General features: G+C 67.6%; 22 protein-coding genes. 8 read left to right on the top strand and 14 right to left on the bottom strand.

Going from position 1 to position 23764, the window contains the following annotated elements:
- Position 1: 1 nt before the first annotated feature.
- From AAW51_RS15560 to AAW51_RS15550, 3 genes are all read right to left on the bottom strand, one after another.
- Positions 2 to 1219, bottom strand: coding sequence for an acyl-CoA dehydrogenase family protein (locus AAW51_RS15560; RefSeq protein ID WP_047195337.1), 1218 nt, complete (start codon positions 1217 to 1219; stop codon positions 2 to 4).
- Positions 1220 to 1300: 81 nt separating this feature from the next.
- On the bottom strand, positions 1301 to 2377 hold the full coding sequence (locus tag AAW51_RS15555) for a phosphotransferase (RefSeq protein WP_047195336.1): 1077 nt from the start codon (positions 2375 to 2377) through the stop codon (positions 1301 to 1303).
- A gap of 52 nt (positions 2378 to 2429) precedes the next feature.
- A complete protein-coding gene (locus tag AAW51_RS15550) occupies positions 2430 to 3134 on the bottom strand; it encodes a Crp/Fnr family transcriptional regulator (protein WP_047195335.1) in 705 nt (234 codons plus the stop codon).
- Between the two features lie 76 nt (positions 3135 to 3210).
- On the opposite strand from AAW51_RS15550, the gene AAW51_RS15545 reads away from it, so the two are divergent.
- Positions 3211 to 3993, top strand: a complete 783-nt coding sequence (locus AAW51_RS15545) for a class II aldolase/adducin family protein (RefSeq protein WP_047195334.1) — start codon at positions 3211 to 3213, stop codon at positions 3991 to 3993.
- A gap of 54 nt (positions 3994 to 4047) precedes the next feature.
- Here the strand turns inward: AAW51_RS15545 and AAW51_RS15540 are convergent, their stop codons facing one another.
- Complete coding sequence (locus AAW51_RS15540) at positions 4048 to 4728, bottom strand: histidine phosphatase family protein (protein WP_047197879.1); 681 nt, start codon at positions 4726 to 4728, stop codon at positions 4048 to 4050.
- Between the two features lie 57 nt (positions 4729 to 4785).
- Complete coding sequence (locus AAW51_RS15535; protein WP_047195333.1) at positions 4786 to 5565, bottom strand: oxepin-CoA hydrolase, alternative type; 780 nt, start codon at positions 5563 to 5565, stop codon at positions 4786 to 4788.
- A 218-nt stretch (positions 5566 to 5783) separates the two neighbouring features.
- Between AAW51_RS15535 and AAW51_RS15530 the strand changes: the two genes are divergently transcribed.
- Positions 5784 to 7925: a type IV pilus assembly protein FimV gene (locus tag AAW51_RS15530; RefSeq protein WP_157359914.1), complete on the top strand. Its 2142-nt coding sequence runs from the start codon at positions 5784 to 5786 to the stop codon at positions 7923 to 7925.
- Positions 7926 to 7946: 21 nt separating this feature from the next.
- Here AAW51_RS15530 and AAW51_RS15525 read toward each other — a convergent pair whose 3' ends face one another.
- From AAW51_RS15525 to lptF, 5 genes are read right to left on the bottom strand one after another with little or no spacing between them, the layout of a single operon-like run.
- Entirely contained in the window at positions 7947 to 9119 is a 1173-nt protein-coding gene (locus AAW51_RS15525; protein WP_047195331.1) for a pyridoxal phosphate-dependent aminotransferase, read from the bottom strand.
- Between the two features lie 20 nt (positions 9120 to 9139).
- Positions 9140 to 10096, bottom strand: coding sequence for a CysB family HTH-type transcriptional regulator (locus tag AAW51_RS15520; RefSeq protein ID WP_047195330.1), 957 nt, complete (start codon positions 10094 to 10096; stop codon positions 9140 to 9142).
- 45 nt (positions 10097 to 10141) lie between these two features.
- On the bottom strand, positions 10142 to 10522 hold the full coding sequence (locus AAW51_RS15515) for a sirohydrochlorin chelatase (protein WP_047195329.1): 381 nt from the start codon (positions 10520 to 10522) through the stop codon (positions 10142 to 10144).
- Between the two features lie 4 nt (positions 10523 to 10526).
- Positions 10527 to 11651: an LPS export ABC transporter permease LptG gene (lptG, locus tag AAW51_RS15510; RefSeq protein ID WP_047195328.1), complete on the bottom strand. Its 1125-nt coding sequence runs from the start codon at positions 11649 to 11651 to the stop codon at positions 10527 to 10529.
- 16 nt (positions 11652 to 11667) lie between these two features.
- Positions 11668 to 12759, bottom strand: a complete 1092-nt coding sequence (gene lptF, locus AAW51_RS15505; RefSeq protein ID WP_047195327.1) for an LPS export ABC transporter permease LptF — start codon at positions 12757 to 12759, stop codon at positions 11668 to 11670.
- A gap of 26 nt (positions 12760 to 12785) precedes the next feature.
- Here lptF and AAW51_RS15500 point away from each other — a divergent pair, with 26 nt between their 5' ends.
- The 6 genes from AAW51_RS15500 to AAW51_RS29975 all read left to right on the top strand — a co-directional run bounded on the left by AAW51_RS15500 (position 12786) and on the right by AAW51_RS29975 (position 18383).
- Positions 12786 to 14246: a leucyl aminopeptidase gene (locus AAW51_RS15500; protein WP_047195326.1), complete on the top strand. Its 1461-nt coding sequence runs from the start codon at positions 12786 to 12788 to the stop codon at positions 14244 to 14246.
- Between the two features lie 13 nt (positions 14247 to 14259).
- Positions 14260 to 14685, top strand: coding sequence for a DNA polymerase III subunit chi (locus AAW51_RS15495; protein ID WP_047195325.1), 426 nt, complete (start codon positions 14260 to 14262; stop codon positions 14683 to 14685).
- 76 nt (positions 14686 to 14761) lie between these two features.
- Positions 14762 to 15109 (top strand): hypothetical protein, encoded by a 348-nt coding sequence (locus tag AAW51_RS28220; protein WP_053013611.1) that lies wholly within the window; start codon positions 14762 to 14764, stop codon positions 15107 to 15109.
- Between the two features lie 264 nt (positions 15110 to 15373).
- Positions 15374 to 16513 carry a branched-chain amino acid ABC transporter substrate-binding protein gene (locus tag AAW51_RS15485; protein WP_047195324.1) on the top strand — a complete coding sequence of 380 codons (1140 nt, stop codon included), beginning with the start codon at positions 15374 to 15376 and terminating at the stop codon, positions 16511 to 16513.
- A 564-nt stretch (positions 16514 to 17077) separates the two neighbouring features.
- Entirely contained in the window at positions 17078 to 18184 is a 1107-nt protein-coding gene (locus tag AAW51_RS15480) for a hypothetical protein (RefSeq protein ID WP_157359913.1), read from the top strand.
- A gap of 22 nt (positions 18185 to 18206) precedes the next feature.
- Positions 18207 to 18383: a hypothetical protein gene (locus AAW51_RS29975; protein WP_157359912.1), complete on the top strand. Its 177-nt coding sequence runs from the start codon at positions 18207 to 18209 to the stop codon at positions 18381 to 18383.
- 74 nt (positions 18384 to 18457) lie between these two features.
- Here the strand turns inward: AAW51_RS29975 and AAW51_RS15475 are convergent, their stop codons facing one another.
- The 4 genes from AAW51_RS15475 to amaB form a co-directional block, all read right to left on the bottom strand.
- Positions 18458 to 20104, bottom strand: a complete 1647-nt coding sequence (locus AAW51_RS15475) for a diguanylate cyclase domain-containing protein (protein WP_083438325.1) — start codon at positions 20102 to 20104, stop codon at positions 18458 to 18460.
- Between the two features lie 27 nt (positions 20105 to 20131).
- Entirely contained in the window at positions 20132 to 20566 is a 435-nt protein-coding gene (locus tag AAW51_RS15470) for a type 2 periplasmic-binding domain-containing protein (RefSeq protein WP_047195321.1), read from the bottom strand.
- A gap of 1 nt (position 20567) precedes the next feature.
- On the bottom strand, positions 20568 to 21893 hold the full coding sequence (locus tag AAW51_RS15465) for a porin (RefSeq protein ID WP_047195320.1): 1326 nt from the start codon (positions 21891 to 21893) through the stop codon (positions 20568 to 20570).
- Between the two features lie 348 nt (positions 21894 to 22241).
- Positions 22242 to 23747 carry an L-piperidine-6-carboxylate dehydrogenase gene (amaB, locus tag AAW51_RS15460; RefSeq protein ID WP_047195319.1) on the bottom strand — a complete coding sequence of 502 codons (1506 nt, stop codon included), beginning with the start codon at positions 23745 to 23747 and terminating at the stop codon, positions 22242 to 22244.
- Positions 23748 to 23764 lie beyond the last annotated feature (17 nt).

Below are 23764 nucleotides of genomic sequence, written 5' to 3'. Positions count from 1 at the left end.
CTCAAGCCGCGTGGCGGCCCAGTTCCATCTTGGCGATGGCGTTGCGGTGCACTTCGTCCGGACCGTCGGCCAGGCGCAGCGTCCGTGCCGCGGTGTAGAAGTAGGCCAGCGGGAAGTCCTCTGACACACCACCACCACCGTGGGCCTGGATGGCCCAGTCGATCACCTGGGCGGCCATGTTGGGCGCCACCACCTTGATCATCGCGATCTCGGCCTTGGCCGCCTTGTTGCCGGCCACGTCCATCATCCAGGCGGCTTTCAAGGTCAGCAAACGGGCCTGGTCGATCTTGCAGCGCGCTTCCGCGATGCGCTCCTGCGTCACCGTCTGCGCCGACACCGGCTTGCCGAAGGCGACACGCGACGAGGCGCGCTTGCACATCAGCTCGAGCGACCGCTCGGCCAGGCCGATCAAACGCATGCAGTGGTGGATACGGCCCGGGCCCAAGCGGCCTTGGGCGATCTCGAAGCCGCGGCCTTCACCCAGCAGCATGTTCGAGGCCGGCACGCGCACGTTCTCGAACAGCACTTCCATGTGGCCGTGGGGCGCATCGTCGTAACCGAAGACCGGCAGCGGGCGCAGCACCTTGACCCCCGGGGTGTCGGTGGGCACCAGAATCATCGACTGTTGCTGGTGCCTGGGCGCGTCCGGATCGGTCTTGCCCATGAAGATCATGATCTTGCAGCGCGGGTCGCCAGCGCCCGAGGTCCACCACTTGCGGCCGTTGATCACGTACTCGTCACCCTGGCGCTCGATGCGGGCGCAGATGTTGGTGGCGTCGGACGAGGCCACTTCCGGCTCAGTCATCGCGAAGGCGCTGCGGATCTTGCCTTCGAGCAGGGGCTCAAGCCACTGCTTCTTGTGCTCCTCGGTGCCGTAGCGCTCGAGCACCTCCATGTTGCCGGTGTCGGGGGCGGAGCAGTTGAACACCTCGCTGGCCCAGGGCGTGCGGCCCATGATCTCGGCCAGCGGCGCGTACTCCTGGTTGGTCAGGCCGGCACCACGGCCGCTTTCCGGCAGGAACAGATTCCACAGGCCGGCGTCGCGTGCCTTGGGCTTCAACTCTTCGATCAGCGTCAGCGGTGTCCACCGCTTGCCAGCCTTGGTGTTGGCCTCGATCTCGGCCCAGTAGCGGCTTTCGTTGGGATAGATGTGCTCTTCCATGAAGGCCGTGAGGCGGCCCTGCAGAGCCTTGGTCTTGGGGGAGTAGTCGAAGTCCATGGGATCTCCGTGGTGGGAAAACGATAAGGGGCGAAACTGGCGCCGGCTGGGCTGGAGCGGCGCCTTGGGCCGGCCTCGGCTTCAGGCGTTGCGGGCGAAGGTCCAGGCCATTTCGGCCATCGGGCGAGCACCGGCCGCAGCCTGCTTGGCTTGTGCGCTCGAGGCGGTGCCGTCGACCACGCGCTTGGCGATGCCTTGCAAGATGCCGGCGATGCGGAACAGGTTGTAGGCGAGGTAGAAGTTCCAGTCGGCCATCACCGCATCGGGGTTGGCGCGCCCGGTCCGCTCGCAATAGCGGCGCACGTACTCGCGTTCGCTCGGGATGCCGAGCGCTTCATGGTCGAGCCCGCCGATGCCGCGGAAGGCGCCGGGCGGGATGTGCCAGGCCATGCTGTGGTAGCTGAAGTCGGCCAGCGGATGGCCGATGGTCGACAGCTCCCAGTCGAGCACCGCGAGCACGCGCGGTTCTTCGGGGTGGAAGATCAGGTTGTCGAGCCGGTAGTCGCCGTGCACCACCGACACCTGGCTGTCGTCGCGGGCACTCGCCGGGATGTGCGCCGGCAGCCATTCGATCAGCCGCTCCATGGCGTCGATCGGCTCGGTCACCGAGGCCAGGTACTGCTTGGTCCAGCGGCCGATCTGGCGCTCGAAATAATTGCCTGGCTTGCCGTAACCGGCCAGGCCGCGTGCTTCGACGTCGACGTTGTGCAGCGCCGCGATCACGCGGTTCATCTCGTCGTAGATCTGGCCGCGCTCTTCGCGCGTCATGCCGGGCAGCGACTGCTCCCACAGCACGCGGCCTTCGACAAACTCCATCACGTAGAAGGCGCGGCCGATGATGGCTTCGTCTTCACACAGCAAATGCATCTGCGCCACCGGCACCTCGGTGCCGTGCAGCGCTTTCATCACGGTGAACTCGCGCTCGATCGCATGCGCCGAGGGCAGCAGCTTGGCCACCGGGCCCGGCTTGGCGCGCATCACGTAGCTGCGCCCGGGCGTCACGAGTTTGTAGGTGGGGTTGGATTGCCCCCCTTTGAACTGCTCCACCGTCAGCGGGCCTTCGAAGCCCGGCAGGTGTTGTTGCAGGTAGGTGGTGAGGGCCCCGATGTCGAAGGCGTGTTGCTCGGCGACGGGGCGGGTTCCGGTGTAGGCGTCCATCAGTGTTGGCTTCCGTGGTGACAGAAGCGATGCGGGGACGCCGTGACCTGGGTCAGCCCTCCGCGATCGCCATCAGTTTCTCTTTCGAGAGCACCACCAGTCGGGTGGGCTCGATGCGTACTGCACCTTCGCGTTCGAAGGATTTCAATTCCTGGTTGACCCGCTGGCGCGACGCGCCGAGCAGCTGGGCCAGATCTTCCTGTGCCAATTGCAGCCCGATGCGGATCTCCTCGCCCTGGGAGATGCCATAGCTGCGCGCCAGCAGCAGCAACTGCTTGGCCAGGCGTGCGGCCAGCGGCAAGGTGTTCAGGTCCTCGACCACATTGAACATCAGCCGCAATCGTCGGCAATTGAGCCGCAACAAGGCCTCGTACAGCTCGCTGTGCTGCTGCAGCAAGTCCTTGAAGTCGGGCTTGCGCACCACCAGCAAGGTCGTCTCGCCATGTGCATTCGCGTCGTGTGTGCGCGGCAGCCCGTCGAACAAGGCGATGTCGCCGAACCACGTGCCAGGCTCCACATAGGTCAGCGTGATCTGCTTGCCCGACAATGACACCGAGCTGACCCGCACGGCACCGCGTGCCACACCGATCCATTCGTCGGCCGGTTGTCCCCTCGAAGACAACATGGCACCGTCGGGAACGCGCCGCACCGTCGATCTCGACAAAATGGCGGAGCGCAGAACTGGCGACAACTTTGAAAACCACGGGCCGGATTCGATCGTGTTGCGTTCGGCGATTGTAAGAATGGGGCTATTCATGTTTTGTCGCTGAAGTGACAAGGATAAAGGCGCTGCGCGGCGTATTTTCCACCCACTATCACATAGGAGACAGCTGATGACTTCCGACCCCACTGCATTGCATATCCCGTCACGCCGAAACAGCGTCAGCGAAGCGGAATGGCAAACACGTGTCGATCTCGCGGCGGCCTATCGTTTGGTGGCCCTGTTTCACTGGGACGACCTGGTGTTTACCCACATCACGGCCCGCGTGCCGGGCACCGATGACCAGTTCCTGATCAACCCCTACGGTTTACTGTTCGACGAGATCACCGCGTCCAGTCTCGTCAAGATCGACATGCAGGGCCGCAAGATCGACGACACGCCGTTCGAGATCAACCCGGCCGGTTTTACGATCCACAGCGCCATCCATGCGGTGCGCCACGACGCGCAATGTGTGCTGCACACGCACACCTTGAACGGCATCGCGGTGTCGGCACAGAAGCAGGGCGTTTTGCCCTTGTCGCAGCAATCGATCTTCGTGCTGTCGAGCCTGGCCTATCACGACTACGAAGGTGTCGCGCTGCGCGACGACGAGAAGCCGCGCCTGGTGCGCGACCTGGGCGACAAGAAGTTCTTCATGCTGCGCAACCACGGCTTGCTGACCGTCGGGTCGTCGGTGGCCGACGCCTTCCAGTCGATGTATTTGTTCGAGACCGTGTGCACCATCCAAGTCCGCGCGCAGGCGGGTGGTGGCGAACTGGTGCATGTCGATCCGCGCATCATCGAGACGGCCGGGCAGCAGGCTCGGCAGGTGACACGCGGGCAAGGCGCAGGGAATTTGATCTGGCCCGGCTTGTTGCGCCGGCTGGATCGGGTGGACCAGAGCTACCGCACCTGAAGCGCGACCCGCCCGCGGCCTGGCGCGCAACGGCGCACGGGCCTGGAAGCGGCTTCAGCTGCGAGGCGAGCTGCCGTCCAGGCGCAGGTACTGCGCCAGCAGCTTCTCCATCGTGGTGTGGCGCTCGCGTTCGTGCAGCCACTGTGTCGGCGCCAGGTTGACGGCCCGCACCACCATGTCGTCATCGGTGCCGACGTCCAGCACGTTGATGCAGGCCGGCGCCTGTTCCATGCGGCCCAGGAAGCAGCGCTGGCCCGACAGCGCATACGACAGCAGCGCCCGGTTCACGCCGCCGTGCAGCACCAGCAGCATCTGCTGCCAGCCGTCGTCGGCAAGCAGCGACTGGAAGGCCGGCAACACCCGGTCGAGCATTTCGCCGATGGACTCGCCGCCTAAAAAGCGCGCCGACTCGTCCACCATGCCCTGGAAGGCACCGAGGAAGGCCTGGCGTATCGCCTCACGGGGAATGTCGGCCAGCCGGCCCCCGCGGATCTCCTCGAGCTGGGGGGCGCGTTGGATCGAGGCCGTCTGGGAGGCAGCCGCCAGCACGCGCTCCGCCGTCTGCACCGTGCGGGGCAGGCCGCTCACCACCACCCGGTCGAAGCTCACGCCCGCCGCGGCGAACAGCTCGCCGGCGGCGTCTGCCTGGCGCCGGCCGGTGTCGTTGAGGGGCACCGTGTCCGGTGCGACCGGGGTGCCATCGGCGAGGAAGTAGTCCACCGAGCCGTGCCGCATCAGGTAGATGCGGCGCCGCTGGGGCGGACGCAGCCCGTTCAACGCGGGCCTCCGCACTCAGCGGTAGCGCGCCGGCCGTTTCTCGAAGAAGGCGGCGATGCCTTCTGCGGCATTGGGGTGCAGGAGGTTGTCGACAAAACAGTCTCGCTCGGCGTCCAGTTGTTGGGGCAGGCTGCGGGTCGGCCATTGGTTCAGCAGCTCTTTGCTGCTGGCCAGCGCGTTCGGCGCCAGCCCCGCGAGCCGCTGGGCGATCGCCACAGCTTCGGCCAGGGCCTGGCCTTTGTCTGTCACTCGATTGACAACACCGTGGGCGTGCAGCCGCTCGGCCTCGACCGGCTCGGACAGCCACAGCATTTCGGTGGCGAGCGGGCGGGGCAACAACTGCATCAGCTGCCAGGTCGCTCCGCCGTCGGGCGACAGGCCGATGCGGTGGTAGGCGAGCGAAAAGCGCGCGTCGCGCGAGGCGACCACCATGTCGCAGGCCATCGCCAGCGAGAAACCGCCGCCCGCCGCCGCGCCTTCGACCGCCGCGATGACGGGCTTCGGAAAGGTGCGGATGGCCTCGATCCAGCGGTGGAACCGGTCCAGGCGCTGGGTCTGGACCTCGGGCCCGAGCCGGCTGTTGCGCGACAGCTGCTGCAAATTGCCGCCCGAGCAGAAGGTGCCGTTGGCGCCGGTGAGCACGACGCAGCGCACCTCGTCCGACGACTCAGCCACATTCAGCGCCTCGACGCCGGCCGCCATGATCTCCTCCGACAACGCGTTGCGGGTATCGGGATCGTGAAGTGTGAGGACCAGGGTACGATCCTGGCGTTCAGTTTGCAGTTCGCTCGGCATCGTGCAGTATTTGGTGATTCAAGCAACATGGCCCCGGCGCGGGACGGTCCCCGGGGCCCTGGCCTGCACGATTGTGCATGACCCTGCCGTACCGGCGCCGCCTGACGCGGGTGCCCCTGCCGTCGCCGTGCGCTCTGGTGCACCACCCCTCCCACCGCTTTCAGCGCATTCCCAGGCGGCCGTGCTAGAGTTGGTTTCAAGATGTCACCAACGCACGCATGAATAAAGTCTGCACCCGGCTGACTGCTGCTGTTGTCTGGCTGGCGGCCTGTGCAAACGCTACGGCTTTGGGATTGGGCGACGCCCGGACCACCGCGGTGCTGGGCCGTCCGCTCGAACTGACTGTGACGATCCGCTCCGACGCGAGCGACGGGTTCTCTTCCGAGTGTGTCAACGCCGAGGTGATGGTGGGCGATGTGCCGCTGCCGTCGTCGGCATTCCTGTTGCGCACCGTCCCGGGAGCCGTGTCCGGCGAATGGACCTTGCACCTGACCACGCACCAGGCGGTGCAGGAGCCCATCGTCACCGTCGACGTCACGGCCGGCTGCATCTCGCGCGTGTCGCGCAAATTCGTCGCCTTTGCCGATCCGCCGACCGTGGCGCCGCCGCCGGCGCCCGTGATGGCGGGCGCGCCGTCGCAGCGGAGCGAGACGGCCGCCCCGGCCCAACCGGGGGCTGCGAAGCCCCGGCCGGCGCAGCGCCCTGCCGCTCGCGCCGTGGCGGAGGGCGGCATTGAGGCGGCCGAACCGAGTGCGGTGGCCGAGGCGCGTCCGGCGCGCAAGCGTGCGCCCCGTCGCAGCGGGGCCGCCGCCGTGGCGCAAGCACCTGGCGCGGCCGATACCGCGGCGGCGGCCAGCGCCCCCAGTGCCACCCAACCGCGATTGCAGCTCGACCCGTTGGAGCCCGAGCCCAGCACCGCCCTGGCGCTGCGTCCGTCACAGCAGTTGTCGTCGACGCCGCCCAGCAGCGAGGCCCAGCGCAAGGCCGCGGCCGCCACCTGGCAGGCGCTGAACAGCTCGCCCGAGCAGATGGCACGCGCGAGCGAGCGGGTGCAGCAGCTGGAACAGGAATTGGCGCAGCTGCGCCAGGAAGCGGCCGAAACGCGCCGCAGCCTCACCGCGCTGCAGGCGCAGCTGGGCCAGGCGCCCGCGGCACGCCGCCCGGCCTGGTGGGTCTACGCCTTGGCGGGGCTGTGCGTGTTGCTCGCGCTGGCGCTGGTGGCCGCCCTGCGGGCCAGGCGCAGGGCCGGCCCAAGGGTCTGGTGGGCGCCGTCCGGCCTGGCCGACGACGCGGGCCGGCGGTCTCGGGCTGTCGACCCGGATGACGATGCAGGTGCGCGCCAGACCACGGTGCCGCGTCCCTCGCCGGCTGCGCCGCTCGTCAGCGCGCCAGCGCCGCTGGCAGCCGAAGACGATCGCCCCCCGCCCGCGCCACCGCAGGCGACGCCGCCGGTGGTCCTGCCTTCGGCGCCGCCGAGCCTGCAAGACGCTGCGCCAGCGCTGCCACCCGAAGACCGGCCGAGCGGCACGTTGGTGCCGGCTGCGGCTCCGGCGAAGGGGGGCGGCGCGCCGGCCGGACGCTACGGTGACGAACTGGCGGTCGGCACCACCGTGTCGGTCGAAGAGTTGATCGACCTGGAACAGCAAGCCGAGTTTTTCGTGGCGCTAGGCCAGGAGGACGCGGCCATCGACCTGTTGATCGGGCATGTGGCCGAGCGCCCCGACGCCAGTCCCTTGCCCTATCTGAAGCTGATGGAGATCTACCAGCGGCGCGGCGACCACCAGGCCTACGAGGAGGTGCGCGAACAGTTCAACCACCGCTTCAATGCCTACGCCCCGCCCTGGGAGGAAGCGCTGTCTGACGGCCGTTCGCTGGAGGACTACCCGACCGTGATCTCACGCTTGCAGGCCCTCTGGGAAACGCCCAACCGGGCCCTGGAGGTCTTGCAGGCCTCGTTGCTGCGCCGCGACGCGGCCTCGACGACGTTCGAGCTGCCCGCCTACCGGGAGCTGTTGATGCTGTACTCGGTCGCGCGCGACCGCGTCGAACCCGGCCCCACCGGGCCGGCTCAGGCAGAGCCGGACCGCGTGGACCTGTTGCTGCCGCTGGACGACCACAGCGGTTTTTCGCACACCGTGCTCGAACCATTGACGGCCACCACCCCGGTGCGGCCGTACACCGGGCCGATGCCCTCGAACGACGTGGACCTGTCGCTCGACATCGACGACGACGACCACGAGGCCGTGGTGGCGTCGGAGGGCCGGCCGAGCCACTTGATCGAATTCGAGCCGATCCAGCTCGACCTGCCGCCGCCCGCCGCGCCGCAGGGCGCCGGCCACAAGGGGCGCTCCTCGGCGTGACCCGCGCGCCAGGCGTCGCGCTCAGAGCCGCTGCAGGCGGCCGAGGGCGTCGCGCAGCGTTTCGTCCTTCTTCGCGAAGCAGAAGCGCACCACCTGCTGCTCGTGTCCATCCCGATAGAAGACCGACAGCGGAATCGCCGCAACGCCGATCTCTTCGGTGAGCCAGCGACAGAAATCGACCTCGCCGAGATCGCTGATGGCGCTGTAGTCGACACACTGGAAGTAGCTGCCTTCGCTGGGCAACAGCCGGAAGCGCGTGGTCGCGAGGCCCTCCCGGAAGAAGTCGCGTTTGCGCTGGTAGAAGGCGGGCAACGCCAGCGCCGGCGTCGGGTCGGCCATGTAGCGCGCCAACCCGTGCTGCATCGGCGTGTTGACCGTGAACACGTTGAACTGATGCACCTTGCGGAACTCGGTCATCAGCGGTGCCGGGGCCGCGACGTAGCCCACTTTCCAGCCGGTGACGTGGTAGGTCTTGCCGAAGCTGGACACGATGAAGCTGCGCGCCGCCAGCGCCGGGTGGCGCGCCACGCTCTCGTGGCGGCGTCCGTCGTAGACCATGTGCTCGTACACCTCGTCGCTGATGACGACGATGTCGGTCGGGGCCAGCAACTCGGCCAGCGCCCGCATGTCGGCTTCGCTCCACACGGTGGCGCTGGGGTTGTGGGGGGTGTTGAGCAGCAGCGCACGCGTGCGCGGCGTGATGGCGGCGGCGATGCGCGCGATGTCGGGGCGGAAGCTGCCGGCCACCCCGGTCTCGCCGAGCGGCACGAAAACCGCCTTGCCGCCGGCCAGCGTGATGCTGGGCTCGTAGCTGTCGTAACAGGGCTCGAGCACGATCACCTCGTCGCCCGGGCGTACCAGCGCCAGGACGGCGGTGATGATGCCCTGCGTCGCGCCCGCGGTGACGGTGATCTCCTGCTCCGGGTCGTAGTGTCGGCCGTAGAGCGCCGCCATCTTGGCCGAAATGGCCTGCCGCAGGGCCGGCACGCCCGGCATCGGCGGATACTGGTTGTGGCCGGCCTGCATGGCCTCGGTCACCGACTCGACCAGCCGCATGTCGCAGCCGAAGTCGGGGAAACCCTGGCCGAGGTTCACGGCCCCGTGCTGCTGCGCCAGGGCCGACATGACGCTGAAGATCGTGGTGCCGACTTGCGGCAGCTTGCTGTCGAGGACGGGCGTGCGGATGTCGGCCATGGTGTCGGGCTCCGGGCGGGTCACATGTCGTACGAGGCAGCGTCGCTGCCCATCGCGCGGATGATCAGGTTGCGGCTGAGGCGATCGGACAGCGATTCGGCGAAGGCGTAGACGAAGTTGCGCAGATAGGCACCGCGCTTGAAGGCGATGCGCGCCACGTTCTGGCCGAACAGGTGGCCCATCGGGCGCCACACCAGATCGCCGGTGCCGGGCGTGAAGGCGGGGTCGTCGCGCACCGCCATCTCGGCCACGATGCCCACGCCCAGCCCGAGCCGCACATAGGTTTTGATGACGTCGGAGTCGATCGCTTCGAGCACCACGTTCGGCTTGAGCCGCTTCAGCGCGAAGGCCTGGTCGATCTTGGTGCGGCCGGTGAACGACGGGTGGTAGGAGATGAGCGGCTCGTTGGCCAGTTGCTCGAGCGTCGGGCGGTCGACCTGGGCCAGCGGGTGCTGGGCGGGAAACACCGCGACGTGTTGCCATTCATAGCAGGGGAGGGTGACGAGTTCCTCGAAGTTGGCCAGCGATTCGGTCGCCAGGCCGATCTCGGCCGCCTCCTCCATCAACAGCTGGGCCACCTGCTCCGGCGTGCCCTGGTGCAGGCTGACATTGACCCTCGGGAAACGCTTGCGCAACTGCGCGACCGGCGCGGGCAGGACATAACGCGCCTGCGTGTGGGTGGTCGCGATCGACAGTGTGCCGGCGTCCTGCTTGGAGAACTCCTCGCCGATGCGTTTGAGGTTGCCCACCTCCCGCATGATGATCTCGATCGACTTCAACACCTGCTGCCCGGGCTCGGTGACGCGTTTCAGCCGCTTGCCGTGCCGCGCGAAGATGTCGACGCCCAGCTCCTCTTCCAACTCGAGGATGGCCTTGGAGATGCCCGGCTGGGAGGTGTAGAGCGCCTTGGCGGTCTCGGTCAGGTTGAGGTTGCGGCGTACCGCTTCCTGAACGAAGCGGAACTGATGCAGGTTCATTATTTCAGCCTGTTCTGAGGGTGGCTGAAATTATGTCATTTGTATCTAGCCCGAGGCGAGTCTGAGGGCGCTGCACGCCATCGCTGCCACCACTTCCTCTGTTTCGCCGACCGCAGCGCGCAGTTGCCACGTCACACCGGGGTGGCGGGCGGCGAGCGTGTCGAGCAGCTCGGGCAGGTCTCGTCGCACGTGCCCGCCGGCGCCCAGGAACAGCGGCACCACGCTGACGCGCTGACAGCCGCAGGCCGCCAGGCGGTCGCCGGCCTCTGCGAGGGTGGGCGACATGAACTCGAGAAAGGCCAGTTCGACGGCCGTTTGCGGCGCCAAGGCGCGCAGCCGCGCAGCCACCTCGTCGAAGGGGCGCGCCCAGTTGGGGTCGCGGGCGCCGTGGGCGAACAGCAGGATGCCGTCGGTGTCGGGGCTCATCGTGTCATCGGTTGCGGACCAACCAGTTGAAGGCGAGCAGCGAGATCACCAGATAGACCGCGCTGGGCGCCGCAGCGGCCACCCAGGGCGTCCAGTTCTGCAACAGGCCGATGTGGTTCGCGACGTTGTTCAGCAGCACGAAGCTGATGCCGAGCATGATGCCGCCGAACACCTTGAAGCTGATCCCGCCCGAGCGGCTGTGCAGGTAGGCGAAGGGCAGCGCCAGCGCCACCATGACCAGACAGGCCAGCGGGTAGAGGGCCTTGCGCCAGAACTGGATCTCGTAGCGCTGCGCCGACTGCTCGTTGCCTTCCAGGTGGTTGGCATAGCGGTACAGGTCGACGGCCGACATCGTGGTGGGCGACTGCACCGCCGCCGCCACGACGGAGGGTGTGAGCGAGCTGGCCCACTCGTACTGAGGCAAGGTCTGCTCGACCACCTCCAGTTCGCCCTCGGCATGGCCGGGCGCCCGCGACGCTCGCCAGCTGCTGCGCTGCACCTGCTCGAGCCGCCACACCGGGCCGGGCTCGATGCGGCCGGTGGGCGCGGTGAGCCACGAGATCAAGCGGCCGTCGGCGTCGAATTCATAGATGCGCACGTCGCGCAGTGCCCCTTCCGTCGAGGCGGCGGTCAGCTGGATGGAATAGCTGCGCTCGCCCTCCGGCGTGTGGCGGCGGTCCTTGAGCCAGGCGCCGGCGCGCCCGTAACCCTCGTTGCCGCGGGCCTGCGCGCGCACCACTTCGGCCTGCTGGTCGGCCACCGGCGCAATGTAGTCACCCAGCAAAAAGGTGGCGACGGCGAACCCGAGTGCGAGCTTCATCAACAGCGCCAGCGCCGAAATCGGCCCCAGCCCGCTGGTGCGCAAGATGGTGAACTCGGACGACTGCGCCAGGCGCGCCATCGAGTAGATGGTGCCGATCAACACGGCGATGGGAATCAGCTCGTACAGCCGGGCCGGCAGTTGCAACAGGCAGTACAGCACCGCGACGCCGACCGGGTAGCCCTTGCGGCCCACCTTCTCCAACTCATCGATGAAGTCGATGAAGAAGAACAGGGCCAGAAAGGCCACCGTGACGAAGGCCACGGCGGACAGCACATCGCGGTAGATGAAGCGGCTGACAGTTCTCATGCGGGCCGTCGCTCCCTCAGGCCGCCGCGCTCTGGCGCCGCCACAGCCCGGCCACACCCTGCTGCCGCCAACGCAAGACCACCAGCGCCAGCGCTGCAGCGCCGCCGTGCACGAGTGCCATGGCCGCCCATGGCGGCAGCTTGCCGCCGGCCACCCAGGCCTGGCTCAGGTTCAACAGGTTCAGATAGACGATGAAGGTCATCAGCGCGAACAGCAAATTCCAGCTGCCGGCCCGGCGTGGGTTCGACGCCGACAGGCCGACGGCCAGCAACACGAGGTTGGCTGCGGTCAAGGGTTGGCCGAGGCGCCAGATCAGCTCCCCGAGATGGCGCGGCGTCGGGTCGCGCCACAGGTCGAGCGTGCTCCGGGCCTTTGGCGGCAGCGCCTCACCCGGGCCGGCCGCCTTCTCTCCGGCCAGGATGCGATAGGTTTCGAACTGCGCGACGTTCTTCTCGCGGGTGGTGCGGTTCTGGTCGACACGCTGGCCTCTCTCGAGCACCAGGAAGCGCTGGTCGTCCTGCAGTTCGATGCGGCCGGTGCTCGCGGTGGTGACCGACTCGCTGCGATCGCTGCGCAGCAGCACGAAGACGTTGCGCCCGGTCTGCCCGTTGTCGGTGTTGCGCTCGACGAAGAACACCCGGCGGCCGTCGCGCGAACTCTGGAACTGCCCGGGGGCGACGCGAGACAGGTCGGAGCGGCGCTCGTACAACTGCCGCAGCTCCGCACTGCGCTGGTTGGCCCATGGCCAGGCGAGCAGTGCCAGCAGCAGGACCACGACCAGCACCGGCGCCGCCAGCCGTGCGACAGGGCGCAGAAAGCGACCGAGCGGCAAGCCGCTGGCGAACCAGATCGTCATCTCGCTTTCGCGGTACATGCGCGACAAGGTGCTGACGGTCGCGATGAACAGCGACAGGCTGAGCACCGTGGGCAAGTAGCCGAGCGCCGTGTAGCCCATCAGCAGCACCACGTGCTGCGGCGCGACAGCGCCACTTGCGGCCTGGCCCAGCGTGCGGATCAGCATCATCGTCAGCACGATGGTGAGCAACACCACCAACGTCGCCCCGAAACTGCGTGCCAACTCTCGACGAACAGAGGAATCGAATAACATCAATGAATTCAGGTCAAGACGACATTATGGACTTCAGATTCCTATCCGCATCCCGTACCGGTCTGGCCGACGTCACGGCCGACGCCCTGGTGGTCATCGTCGCGGGCGAGAGCGCCGAGCAAGGCCTGGAAGGGCCGCTGGCCCAGCATCTGAAGGACGTGCTGTCGCAGCGCGACTTCGTGGTCAAGGCCGGCCGCACCTTCTATCTGCACAAACCGCAAGGCGTGCGCGCGCCTCGCGTGGTGTTCGCGGCGGCGAGCGACGCCAGCTCGAAGGCGTTCCGCAGTGCCGTGGGCCATGCGCTGACGGCATTGAAGAACAGCAGCGCCAAGCATGTCGCCATTGCGCTGGCCGGCAGCCTGGAGATGTCCGGCGATCATGCCGAAGCCCTGGTGGCCGCAGTCACCGACGCCACCTATGTCTACCGCCACACCAAGCCGAGCGCACTGCCGCCAGGCGCGCTCAGCAAGGTGACGTTGCTGGGCGAAAAGGCCGACACCAAGGTGGTGCAGCAAGGCCTGGCACGCGGCCAGGCCATTGCGGCGGGCGTCACGCTCGCCCGCGAGTGCGCCAATCGCCCCGGTAACCATTGCACACCGACGTATCTCGCGGAGCAGGCGCAGGCGTTGGCGCGCGACCACGGGCTCAAGGTCGAGGTGCTCGATCGCAAGGCCGTCGAGAAGCTGGGCATGGGCAGCTTCCTGGCGGTCGCCAAGGGGTCCGACGAGCCGCTGCGGTTCATCGTGCTGCGTTACGAAGGTGCGGCCCGCAACCAGGCGCCGTTGGTGCTGGTCGGCAAAGGCATCACCTTCGACACCGGTGGCATCTCGATCAAGCCTTCGGCCGAGATGGACGAGATGAAGTTCGACATGGGCGGCGCTGCCAGCGTGCTGGGGACCTTCCGCGCGGTGGCCGACCTGAAGCCCAAGATCAACTTGGTCGGCCTCATCCCCGCCTGCGAAAACATGCCCGACGGCCGCGCCGTCAAGCCGGGCGACGTCGTCACCAGCCTGTCGGGTCAGACCATCGAGATCCTCAACACCGATGCCGAAGGGCGGCTGATCCTGTGCGACGCGCTCAGCTATGCCGAGCGTTTCAAGCCGGCCGCCGTGGTTGACATCGCAACGCTCACCGGGGCCTGCGTGGTCGCGTTGGGCCACCACCGATCCGGCCTGTTCACCGCCGACGACGAACTGGCCGACCTGCTGCTGCGCAGCGGGCAGAAGGCGCAGGACCCGTGCTGGCGCATGCCGCTCGACGAGGAGTATGAAGAGGCCTTGAAGAGCAACTTCGCCGACATGGGCAACGTCGGCGGTCGGGCCGGGGGCGCGATCACCGCGGCGATGTTCCTGCGCAAGTTCACCGCCAAGTACCGCTGGGCCCACCTCGACATCGCGGGCACTGCATGGAAGGGCGGGGCGGCCAAGGGAGCGACCGGGCGCCCGGTCCCGCTGCTGACCCACTTCGTGTTGAGCCAGGCCCGTTGACGTAACGCAGGACGTGACCGAGATCGCCTTTCATTTCAATGTGCCCGACAAGCTGAGCTACGCCTGCCGCCTGTTGCGCAAGGCCTTCCGCAGCCAGGCCGAAGTGGGTGTGGTCGGGCCGGCCGCGTTGCTCGGCGAACTCGATCGGGCCTTGTGGAGTTTCGAGCCACTCGAGTTTTTGCCCCATGCCAGCGCCCGCCAGGCCCATACCGCGCTGGCCGCGCACACGCGGCTGTGGCTGGCGGCGCGGGCGGCCGAGATTCCCCACCAGGCGGTGCTCGTCAACCTGGGCGATTCGGTGCCGGAGGGCTTCGAGCGCTTCGAGCGTCTGATCGAGATCGTGACGCCCGACGACGCAGACCGCCAGGCTGGCCGCCAGCGCTGGAAGCATTACAGCGACCGCGGCTACGAGATCCAGAAGCACGAGGTGGGGGCATGACTTGTTTCTTTCCGCGGGCGCTGCCCGGCGGTGAAGCGCGCGCGCCATGGCGCGGTCCAGCTGTTCGGAGGCCGCGATGACGCCCGGCAAGACGGCACCGCCCCGACTGGTGCCCACGCTCACCGAAGTGGTGCGGCCGGTGCCCGAGCCCGCGCCCTTGCCGGTCGAGTTGTTGGCGGAGGCCGTGCCGTCTCCGGCGCTCGATGCGGTCGACGAGGAGCGGTTGGTCAACCGGGTGCTCGCCGACCTGCAACAGCAAGTCGAGCTGACGCTTGAATTCCGGTTGCGCGAAACGCTGACACCTGCACTGGGGCGCATGGCGGACCAGTTGATCCGCGACACGCGGGTCGAACTGGCGTCGACGCTGCGCGAGGTGATCGGACGCGCGGTGGCGCACGAGTTGTCGCGGCAAAAGGCTCGATGACACGACCGCCCGCTGCCGGTCTGTCTGCGGTCCCGCCGTGTGCGGCGCCGCCGGCCGCGGGTCGGCTCCGCGCTTGGTCCACCTCTTGCTTTCCTGGGCGCCACGCGTCCCGGGGCCAAACGAGAGTGGCATCGGGGGGTTGACTGCCCGGATGCGGGTTTTCCTAGAGGATTCCCGCAGGGGACAGTGTTTTTTTTCGAGTATTGTTTCGCCCGTTGAGTCAATCAATCTAAATCTCAACTTTCCCTAGCTAGGAGGCTTTTCATGCAATTCAAAGTGAACCTGATCGTCGGTGCTGCTGCCCTGACGCTGGCCGGAGCGGCCTTCGCCCAGGAAGTGGTCCGCATCGGGCACGTTGCACCGACCAGTGGCGGTATCGCCCACCTCGGCAAGGACAACGAATTCGGCGCCCGCATGGCGATCGACGAATTGAATGCCAAGGGTGTGACCATCGGGGGCAAAAAGGTCAAGTTCGAATTGATCGCCGAAGACGACGCTGGCGATCCGAAGCAGGGCACCGCCGCCGCTCAGAAACTGGTCGACTCGAAGGTGCACGGGGTGGTGGGCCACCTGAACTCCGGCACCACGATTCCGGCCTCCCGGATCTACAGCGACGCGGGCATCCCACAGATCTCCCCGTCGGCCACCAATCCCAAATACACGCGCCAGGGTTTCAAGACCACCTTCCGCACCGTCGCGGATGACGTGCACCTGGGCGGCACGCTCGGCCGTTATGCGGTCAACCAGCTGAAGGGCAAGACGATTGCCGTGATCGACGACCGCACCGCCTATGGCCAGGGCGTCGCCGACGAGTTTGAAAAGGGCGCGAAGGGCGCGGGCGGCAGCGTGGTGGCCCGCGAGTTCACCAACGACAAGGCAACCGACTTCACGGCCATCTTGACCTCCATCAAGGCCAAGAAGCCCGATGTGGTGTTCTACGGCGGCATGGACGCGGTGGCTGGCCCGATGATCCGCCAGATGAAGTCGCTGGGCATCAAGGCCAAGTTCATGGGCGGCGACGGCATCTGCACCGGCGAACTGCCGAAGCTGGCGGCGGGCACGGTGTCGGACGGCCAGGTGATCTGTGCGGAAGCCGGCGGTGTCGAGGGCGAGCAGAAGAAGGCCATGGACGACTTCCGCGCGGCCTTCAAGAAGAAGTTCAACGCCGACGTCCAGATCTACGCTCCCTACGTCTACGACTCGGTCAACGTCATGGTCGCGGCGATGGTGAAAGCCAATTCGACCGACCCTGCCAAGTACCTGCCGGTGCTTGCCAAGACCGACGGCTACAAGGGCGTGACCGGCACGATCAGCTTCGACGAAAAGGGCGACATCAAGAACGGCGCCCTGACCCTCTACACCTACAAGGGTGGCCAGCGCGAGCAGATCGCCGTGGTGCGCTGATCCCGCTTTTCCTTGATCCATCAAACGGGCGCCCACTGGGCGCCCGTTTTTTTATGCACTCGCCTGGTGCAGACAAGAGTCGCCGCCGCCGATTGCCGGCGATGCCTCGCGATCCCTGAGTGACGCGCGAGTCCATGTTTGCGCTGACAGGAGAACCCCTGTGCTGCGCTGCAGAACCTCTGAGGCAGCGGCAGGCACAAAGCAAGGAGAGACCGTTGTAGAGGCTGTAGCGCCACCGCCGCGGCCCAGACGGCCGGTCCTCAGCGCGACCGCAGAGGGGTCGCTGGGCACGGCGCCACCCCCCGTCGCCGCCCCCAGCCTGAGAGTGTCCAGCAATCGGACTGTGCCGAAGGGACTCCCGCCCACCACCCACCCTGGTGCGTATACTGTATGCCCATACAGTAGTTGTGAGGCCAGGGGTGGGGCAGAGGCCCCTGTCTAGGTCGCCAGGAATGGATGCCCGGTTCCCCGTTTGGCACGTTGGCGACAACACAATGCGTCCGTGCACAGATGGCCGACAGCGGCGCGGGTCCGGCCGCTGAGGCCGCACTTCAGGGAGTGATCATGACATCAGCTGAGCAGTTCCGGCGGGTCGCACGGGCCTACGTCAGTTCACGGCTGGATCAGGCGGGGGGGTGGCGCGAAGGCATGGCGGGCCTGTGGCACCGCACGCTACCCGACCTGCTCGGCAGCGCCAAAAGCGGCAGCCTGCTGAGCCTGGCCATCGTGTTGTTCCGAGCCTTGCTGCTGGTCGGCGCGGCCAGCTTGCCCATCTTCATGCGCAAGACTTACACGCAAGAGGCGTCCGCGAGCGCGCTGAAGGCGCACGGGTGGGACGCAATCTTTCAGATGTTTCACGATCTCGTCACGCTCGACTATTTTTTCATCACGGTGGCGGTGCTCGTCGTCGGCGCTCCCAAGCTGCTTGACGCTTGGCGGCGGGCCGGCGGCCGATCGGACCGCCGGCTGGCTTACAAGTACTTCGTCGGCGCGGTGCGCCGCCTTCCGATCGGTGCGCCGCATGGCGGCCTGATGACCGTGGAGGCATCGCTGCGCGAGGTGCTCGAGGCCTTGCGCCACGAGGTGTGCGAATTGATCGGGGACGTTTCAGGCAAGGTCACGGAGGCGAGTTTGCTGGTGTTTTGCGATGCCGCGGGGCGGAAAATGGAAGTACTGGTGCGTACCGACACGAGCCAGCCCACACGCCGCCCGGTCGACTCTTACAAACTGCAGGCTTATTACGTCGGCACCGACGGCCGCTGGATGATCGAGCATGAGTTCGGCCGGGGGCGCGGCACGCCGTTCAAACCGATGCGCGCGACCGTTCCCGGTGTCCCAGCGCCCTACAAAAGCATCCTGTTCATTCCGATCGTGGTGTCCGACCCCGGGACTTCCACACGCGGGCAAACCCCAGACCCCGCTGCCGCGATCGACCGGTGCATCGGCGTGGTGTGCGTGCACAGCGAGGTGCCCTACCGGTTTTGGCGCTGGGGCGATCACAGGCAACGGATGGGCGGCTTCGGCAACGTCGTATTCGAGCGAGCCAGCCCCTATATTGCGTTCGTAGCGCATACACTCCGTGGTAGAGCCCATGAGGTGGCTTTATTCAATAGGAGAGACGATCGTGCCAACAGCGATGGTTCACAACAGAACCGGGTCGGTAGCTCTTGAAGTATCCGGAGAATCGCAGGCCGTGGACAAAGACAAGCTCGAACATCTCATCAACGACATCGGCATCGCCCGGTTCGTGGGCCGTATCAATTCGGGTCTGATCGATCCGGTGGTCGGTTATCAGATCGTCGAGCGTTTCGTCGCCCAGCATCGCTCTCCCAGCCTGGCCAGTCACCTGCTTGCGCTGTTTCGAGCCTGAGGTCACGGCCTGGCGCCGTCACTTCCAGCTGTTCCCTTCGATCGCAACCACAGCCGTGTCGCCACGGGCTGACGTCAGCCCACTGCCGCTGCCGTTGCCGCTTTCGCGTGCACCTGCGGAACGGCGAACGCATAGCCGTTCTTGCCGGACCGTTTCACCGCATACAGCGCGTCGTCCGCGCTGATGCTCAAGGCCCGCGCTGTCCGTCCGTGCAGCGGGTAGCAGGCGATGCCGATGCTCGCACCGATGCGGGCCTCGCCGCCGGGCAGCCTGAGGGGCTGACACAGCGCCCGCACCAGATCGCCAGCGAGTTGCGCGACATGCGGGTCGTCCGGGCGGCTGCCGTACAGCGCCACGACGAACTCGTCACCGCCCAGGCGGCCCACCAAGTCGCCACTGCGGCGCCCCGCCTGTCGCAGATGTTCCGCACAGCGAACCAGCACTTGATCGCCGGCGGCGTGCCCGAAGCTGTCGTTGACCTGTTTGAAGCCGTCGAGGTCGATGTACAGCAACGTGAACCATCCGTCGTTGCGCATCGCCTCGTTCAGCATCGATTCGATCGCGGCCTCGCTGGCCGCCCGGTTCTTCAACCCGGTCAAGGTATCGTGCTCGGCCAGGTGACGCACCGCATGTTCGGCGCGTCGGCGTTCGGTGACGTCGTACATCACGCCTTCGATCCATCCGGCCGGGCCTGCCGACGCAACACCCTCGGCCCGACGCGCCGAGATCAGGCAATGCACCCAGCGTGCCGTCGAGTGTGAACTGCTCAACGCGAGGTCGGCCGACGCCGTCTCACCGCGTTGCAGTGCGGTCTCGATCATGGTCTCGACGCGCTCCGGATGGGCGAACACGTGGCGCAGGAAGTCGCCGCCACTCAACGTTTGCGCCTGGGCGAGCGGCAGGTCGATGACCTTGAGCAAGGTCGGGTTGCCGCTGATCAGCCGGCGGTGCCCGTCGAGCACGAAGATGGCCGCGCTGGTCGAATCGAAGATCTGCCGGTATTGCGCTTCCAGCGCCTCGACGCCGGCGCGCAACTGGCGCTCGCGTTCCAGTGTCACGTCGTTGGTTTCGAGCAGCGTGTTCGCACTGCGGATGAGCATGCCGATCTCGTCCGCGACATGCCGAGCGGGCGTTGCGAGGCGGTCGCCGGTGCCGGCCTGCATCGCGCGCAACCGAGTCGCGAGCTGAACGATGGGGCGGGAGACCAGGCGCGACGCGGCCACGTAGAGCACCAGCGCGATCAGCGCGACCTGCGAGACCATCAGGGCGGTGAGCGTGGACGCTTGGGACGCGGCGGTCGCGCGAAGCTCCGCCATGTCGGCCTCGATGCGCAACTGGCCGATCGTCTCCTTGGCGTCGAAGGGCGACGACAGGGCCCGTTCCAGCACCAACCGCGCCGACGCGCTGGCTGCTGGCTGGAGCCGCACCCCCGCCTGGTGCACCAGTGCACCGCCGAGCGGCTGCAGATGGGCGGCCGCGACGAGATGGTTGCGGGCCAAGCCGTCCACCACCTCCTGCATCACACCTCGGTCGCCGCTGTAGGCTCCGATCGCGGCGGTGCGCTCCACCGCGGTGGCCAGGGCGTCCAGCGTGCGCCGGCCGTCCTCGATCGATTCCTGGTAGGCCAGTTGGTAGGTGGCCGTGCCAGCGACGCCGGCGAACAGGGCCGCGCTGGCGAGCACCACCAGCAGGAAACGCAATTGGAGTCGACGAAACCGCATCGCAGCGTTCTCAGTGGTGGGCAGATCTCAGCGCGGCTCGGGCAGCACGAGCACGACGCGCACGCCCTTGTCGGCGGGTTCCTGGCTCAAGTAGCCGATCGCGCCCGGATTGCGCTTCACGACCTCCAGCATCGCCGCTTCGCTCGGCATCGGCTGCGGCGGCATCGTCTGTCCGCTGAACATCAGCCGTGCCCAGTAGCTGTTGATCTGGGCCAGGTCCATGCCGGTCAGCGCGCGGTAGAAGCCGGCGCGGGCCGCGCTGTCGCGGGGCAGGTCGAAGGGCAGCGCATGGTCGCCGTCGGGGAAGCTGCGCTTGCGGCCCATGAACAAGTCAACCGTTTCTTTCGCCGATATCTGGCGTACCGGGTTGTCGGCATGGACCACGACATACAGGTCCGCTCGCGCGGCCGCGGCGGCCAACAACAGCTGGCACGCGACGAAGATCCGGGTGCGTGGCCTCATCTCAGAACACCGAATCCAGCGCGATCGACAACGCATTGACGCGTCGCGCTTCCGGCGTCGCATCGGCCCACAAGACACCGCCGTGTTCGCGGACGCGGAACTGGTCGACCTGCAACTTCAGCGCCTTGCGGGCATGGAGGTCCCAGCGCAATCCGAGCGAGTAGCTGGTCTGGTCGAGCCGGCCGAGGTTGTTGACGTAGGCCGCCATCGTGCCCGCCCACTGCGCGGTCGCGGCGTTGCCGGCGCCGATCAGTGGTGTCAGGCTCGCGGCCCAGTCGGTCGGGGGGGACAAGGGCTCGCGGCTGGGGCGTGAACGACCGACCATCGCGTACCACGTGACGGAGGCGTGCCGGTAGGCGATGCTGCCGTAACCGTTCAGCCCTCGCATGTTGGGCAGTTCGCTCGAGACACGGCTGAGTTCGCCCTGCAAGGACCAGGGGCCGATGTCATAGGAGGCGCCGGCGGCCGCGTAGCGGGTTTCGAACGTGCCCGAGAAAACGGCGGAGCGAAGCTGGTGTGCTTCGGCCGCCACCCGGGGCACCGGCAGCTTCGCGATGCCGTCGAGCGCATGGCCGAGCGCCTCGATCTGCTGGTGTCCGCTCATCTCCAGGCGGATCTGGTTCAGGCTCAGCTTCAGCGTCAGGCCGCCGCGTTCATGCGTGAGCGTCCCCCCGATCATGTCGCGGGCGCGCAGGGTAATGTCTTCGCCCGCGCCACCGGGGACCGTGGTGCGGCTGGTGCCGGCATAGGCTTTGAACCGCCAGGACGAGGCGCCGGTGTCGAAGTCGCGCGTGAGGTCGATGCCGTCCATCGAATACAAGGGCATCCAGCCGTAGACGTTGACGCTGGGGCGTACCCAAGGATAGGCAAAGCCGACGTTGCGGTAGTCGGCCAGCAGGAACATGTCGGGGCTGGTGCGTCCGGCGCGCAGCACGGTGTCGTGGCGAGGGCGGTACGACAGAAACGCCCATTCGACGCTCTCCGTCCACGGCGTGCTATCGACCCGTCGCTTCGCCACGGCCTGGGTCACCAACTCCCAGTCGGCACCCAGTCTCAGATTGCCTTGCAGCCCCAGCCGGCTGTCGGCCGCCATCTGCACCGGGCGCGCGTGGGAGCTGCGCTGTAGGTTGTCGCGCCTGAACCCCCAGGGTTCGTCGGCGTCGGTCCAGACCGCTCCGGCGGTGGCGAAGCCGCTCCAGCGCAAACGCGTCGGTTCGGCAGGGTCGGCGGGGTCCGCCGCGGCGGCGGCGGCGAAGCTGGAGCTGACCAGCAGCACGCCCAGCAGCCACTGTCGCGCGGGCAGAGGGCAATCGAAAACGTGTGTCATCGAGGCGAGGGGTCTGAGCCGTCATGCCGCGCGCTGGCCGGCCTGACAAGCAGCGAACGCCCGCTGGCATCGCGGCCAGAGCGAGCAGGAGCCACGTTTTCGGCCAGACGCGGGCGCGCTTTAGGGTGTCGTCGCGCCGATAGGCAAAAGGCTTACGCCGGCCGGCGCCGCCTCGGCATTTGCCTCTGCAGGTCGTCACCGGCCGAACTGCACGGGTTCGACCGGCTCGCGTCAGGGCTCGGGGCAGTCGCGGCCTTGAATCTGCGCGACCGCCAGCTCGCAGGCGCGCGGCGGCGTCGCGCGCCACAGGGACGCGGTCGCCGTTGGGGGCGCCTCGGTCCCCGCCGCCTACACGTCGAACTTCACGCCTTGCGCGAGCGGCAGCGCACCCGAGTAGTTGACCGTGTTGGTGACGCGCCGCATGTAGGCGCGCCACGCGTCGGAGCCCGACTCGCGGCCGCCGCCGCTGTCCTTGTCGCCGCCGAAGGCGCCACCGATCTCTGCGCCCGAGGTGCCGATGTTGACATTGGCAATGCCGCAGTCCGAACCGGCGGCCGACAAAAAGCGCTCGGCCTCGCGCAGGTCGTTGGTGAAGATCGCCGACGACAGACCGTGCGGCACGTCGTTCTGCAGGGCCAGGGCCTCCTCGAAGCGGTGGTACCGCATGACGTACAAGATGGGGGCGAAGGTCTCCTCCCGCACCAGGGGCGACTGCCTCGGCATCTCGACCAGCGCGGGGCGCACATACCAGGCCTCGGGATGCTGCTCGGCCAGCACGCGCTCGCCACCCGTCACGTGGCCGCCTTCGTCGCGCGCACGGGCCAGGGCCTGTTGCATACGATCAAAGGCCGCCTGGTCGATCAAGGGGCCGACCAAGGTGGTGGATTCGAGCGGGTTGCCCACCTGCAGGCCGGCGCGCACCCGGTCCAGGCGCGTCACCAGTTCCGGGTAGATGCTGTCGTGCACCAGCAGCCGGCGCGTGGTGGTGCAGCGCTGGCCGGCGGTGCCGTAGGCGCCGAAGACGATGCCGCGCACCGCCAGTTCGAGGTCGGCAGAGGGTGCGACGATGATGGCGTTGTTGCCGCCCAGCTCCAGCAGGCAGCGCCCGAAACGGGCGGCCACGCGCGGTCCGAGCGCGCGGCCCATCGCGGTGCTGCCGGTGGCCGAGACCAGCGCGACGCGCCGGTCGTCGGCCAGCGCCTGACCCAGCTCGGCCCCCCCCAGCAGCACTTGCGACAATGCGGGTGGCGCGTCCGGACCGTAGCGTTGCAGCGCGCGTTCGAACAGGGCTTGCGTCGCCAAGGCCGTCAGCGGTGTTTTCTCCGAAGGTTTCCAGATCACCGGGTCACCGCAGACGAGGGCCAAAGCGGCATTCCAGGCCCACACCGCGACCGGGAAGTTGAAGGCGGTGATGACACCCACCACCCCCAGCGGGTGCCACTGCTCCATCATGCGATGGCCGGGGCGTTCGGATGCGATGGTCAACCCGTGCAGCTGGCGCGACAGGCCGACCGCGAAGTCGCAGATGTCGATCATCTCCTGCACTTCGCCTTCACCTTCTGAGGCGATCTTGCCGGCTTCGATGGACACCAGCCGGCCCAGTTCGGCCTTGTGGCGTCGCAGCTCCTCGCCGAGCAGGCGCACCAGTTCACCGCGGCGCGGCGCCGGCACCTGGCGCCATGCGAGAAAGGCGGCGTGACTGCCGCCGACCCGGTCGGCCACTGCTGCGACGGGGGTCGGGCTGAGGTTGGCCAGCCGGGCGCCGTCGATCGGCGAGCGTACGCCGAGCGAGCCGCCCTGTAGGTGCGCGGCGCTGACGCCAAGGGTGTCGAGGAGCTGATGTGCGTGGTGCATGTGAAGGTCTCCGGTGA

Source organism: Caldimonas brevitalea, from assembly GCF_001017435.1.
GTDB lineage: Bacteria > Pseudomonadota > Gammaproteobacteria > Burkholderiales > Burkholderiaceae_C > Caldimonas > Caldimonas brevitalea.
This window is presented reverse-complemented; position numbering and strand designations above follow the sequence as displayed.

Coding starts and splice junctions, on each gene's coding strand:
- amaB (WP_047195319.1), bottom strand. CDS start 23,747: ATGCACCACGCACATCAGCTCCTCGACACCCTTGGCGTCAGCGCCGCG.
- AAW51_RS15475 (WP_083438325.1), bottom strand. CDS start 20,104: ATGCGGTTTCGTCGACTCCAATTGCGTTTCCTGCTGGTGGTGCTCGCC.
- lptF (WP_047195327.1), bottom strand. CDS start 12,759: ATGTTATTCGATTCCTCTGTTCGTCGAGAGTTGGCACGCAGTTTCGGG.
- AAW51_RS15515 (WP_047195329.1), bottom strand. CDS start 10,522: ATGAGCCCCGACACCGACGGCATCCTGCTGTTCGCCCACGGCGCCCGC.
- AAW51_RS15555 (WP_047195336.1), bottom strand. CDS start 2,377: ATGGACGCCTACACCGGAACCCGCCCCGTCGCCGAGCAACACGCCTTC.
- AAW51_RS15470 (WP_047195321.1), bottom strand. CDS start 20,566: ATGAGGCCACGCACCCGGATCTTCGTCGCGTGCCAGCTGTTGTTGGCC.
- AAW51_RS15520 (WP_047195330.1), bottom strand. CDS start 10,096: ATGAACCTGCATCAGTTCCGCTTCGTTCAGGAAGCGGTACGCCGCAAC.
- AAW51_RS15480 (WP_157359913.1), top strand. CDS start 17,078: ATGACATCAGCTGAGCAGTTCCGGCGGGTCGCACGGGCCTACGTCAGT.
- AAW51_RS15530 (WP_157359914.1), top strand. CDS start 5,784: ATGAATAAAGTCTGCACCCGGCTGACTGCTGCTGTTGTCTGGCTGGCG.
- AAW51_RS15525 (WP_047195331.1), bottom strand. CDS start 9,119: ATGGCCGACATCCGCACGCCCGTCCTCGACAGCAAGCTGCCGCAAGTC.
- AAW51_RS15540 (WP_047197879.1), bottom strand. CDS start 4,728: ATGCGGCACGGCTCGGTGGACTACTTCCTCGCCGATGGCACCCCGGTC.
- AAW51_RS15485 (WP_047195324.1), top strand. CDS start 15,374: ATGCAATTCAAAGTGAACCTGATCGTCGGTGCTGCTGCCCTGACGCTG.
- lptG (WP_047195328.1), bottom strand. CDS start 11,651: ATGAGAACTGTCAGCCGCTTCATCTACCGCGATGTGCTGTCCGCCGTG.
- AAW51_RS28220 (WP_053013611.1), top strand. CDS start 14,762: ATGACGCCCGGCAAGACGGCACCGCCCCGACTGGTGCCCACGCTCACC.
- AAW51_RS15535 (WP_047195333.1), bottom strand. CDS start 5,565: ATGCCGAGCGAACTGCAAACTGAACGCCAGGATCGTACCCTGGTCCTC.
- AAW51_RS15500 (WP_047195326.1), top strand. CDS start 12,786: ATGGACTTCAGATTCCTATCCGCATCCCGTACCGGTCTGGCCGACGTC.
- AAW51_RS15465 (WP_047195320.1), bottom strand. CDS start 21,893: ATGACACACGTTTTCGATTGCCCTCTGCCCGCGCGACAGTGGCTGCTG.
- AAW51_RS15550 (WP_047195335.1), bottom strand. CDS start 3,134: ATGAATAGCCCCATTCTTACAATCGCCGAACGCAACACGATCGAATCC.
- AAW51_RS15560 (WP_047195337.1), bottom strand. CDS start 1,219: ATGGACTTCGACTACTCCCCCAAGACCAAGGCTCTGCAGGGCCGCCTC.
- AAW51_RS15545 (WP_047195334.1), top strand. CDS start 3,211: ATGACTTCCGACCCCACTGCATTGCATATCCCGTCACGCCGAAACAGC.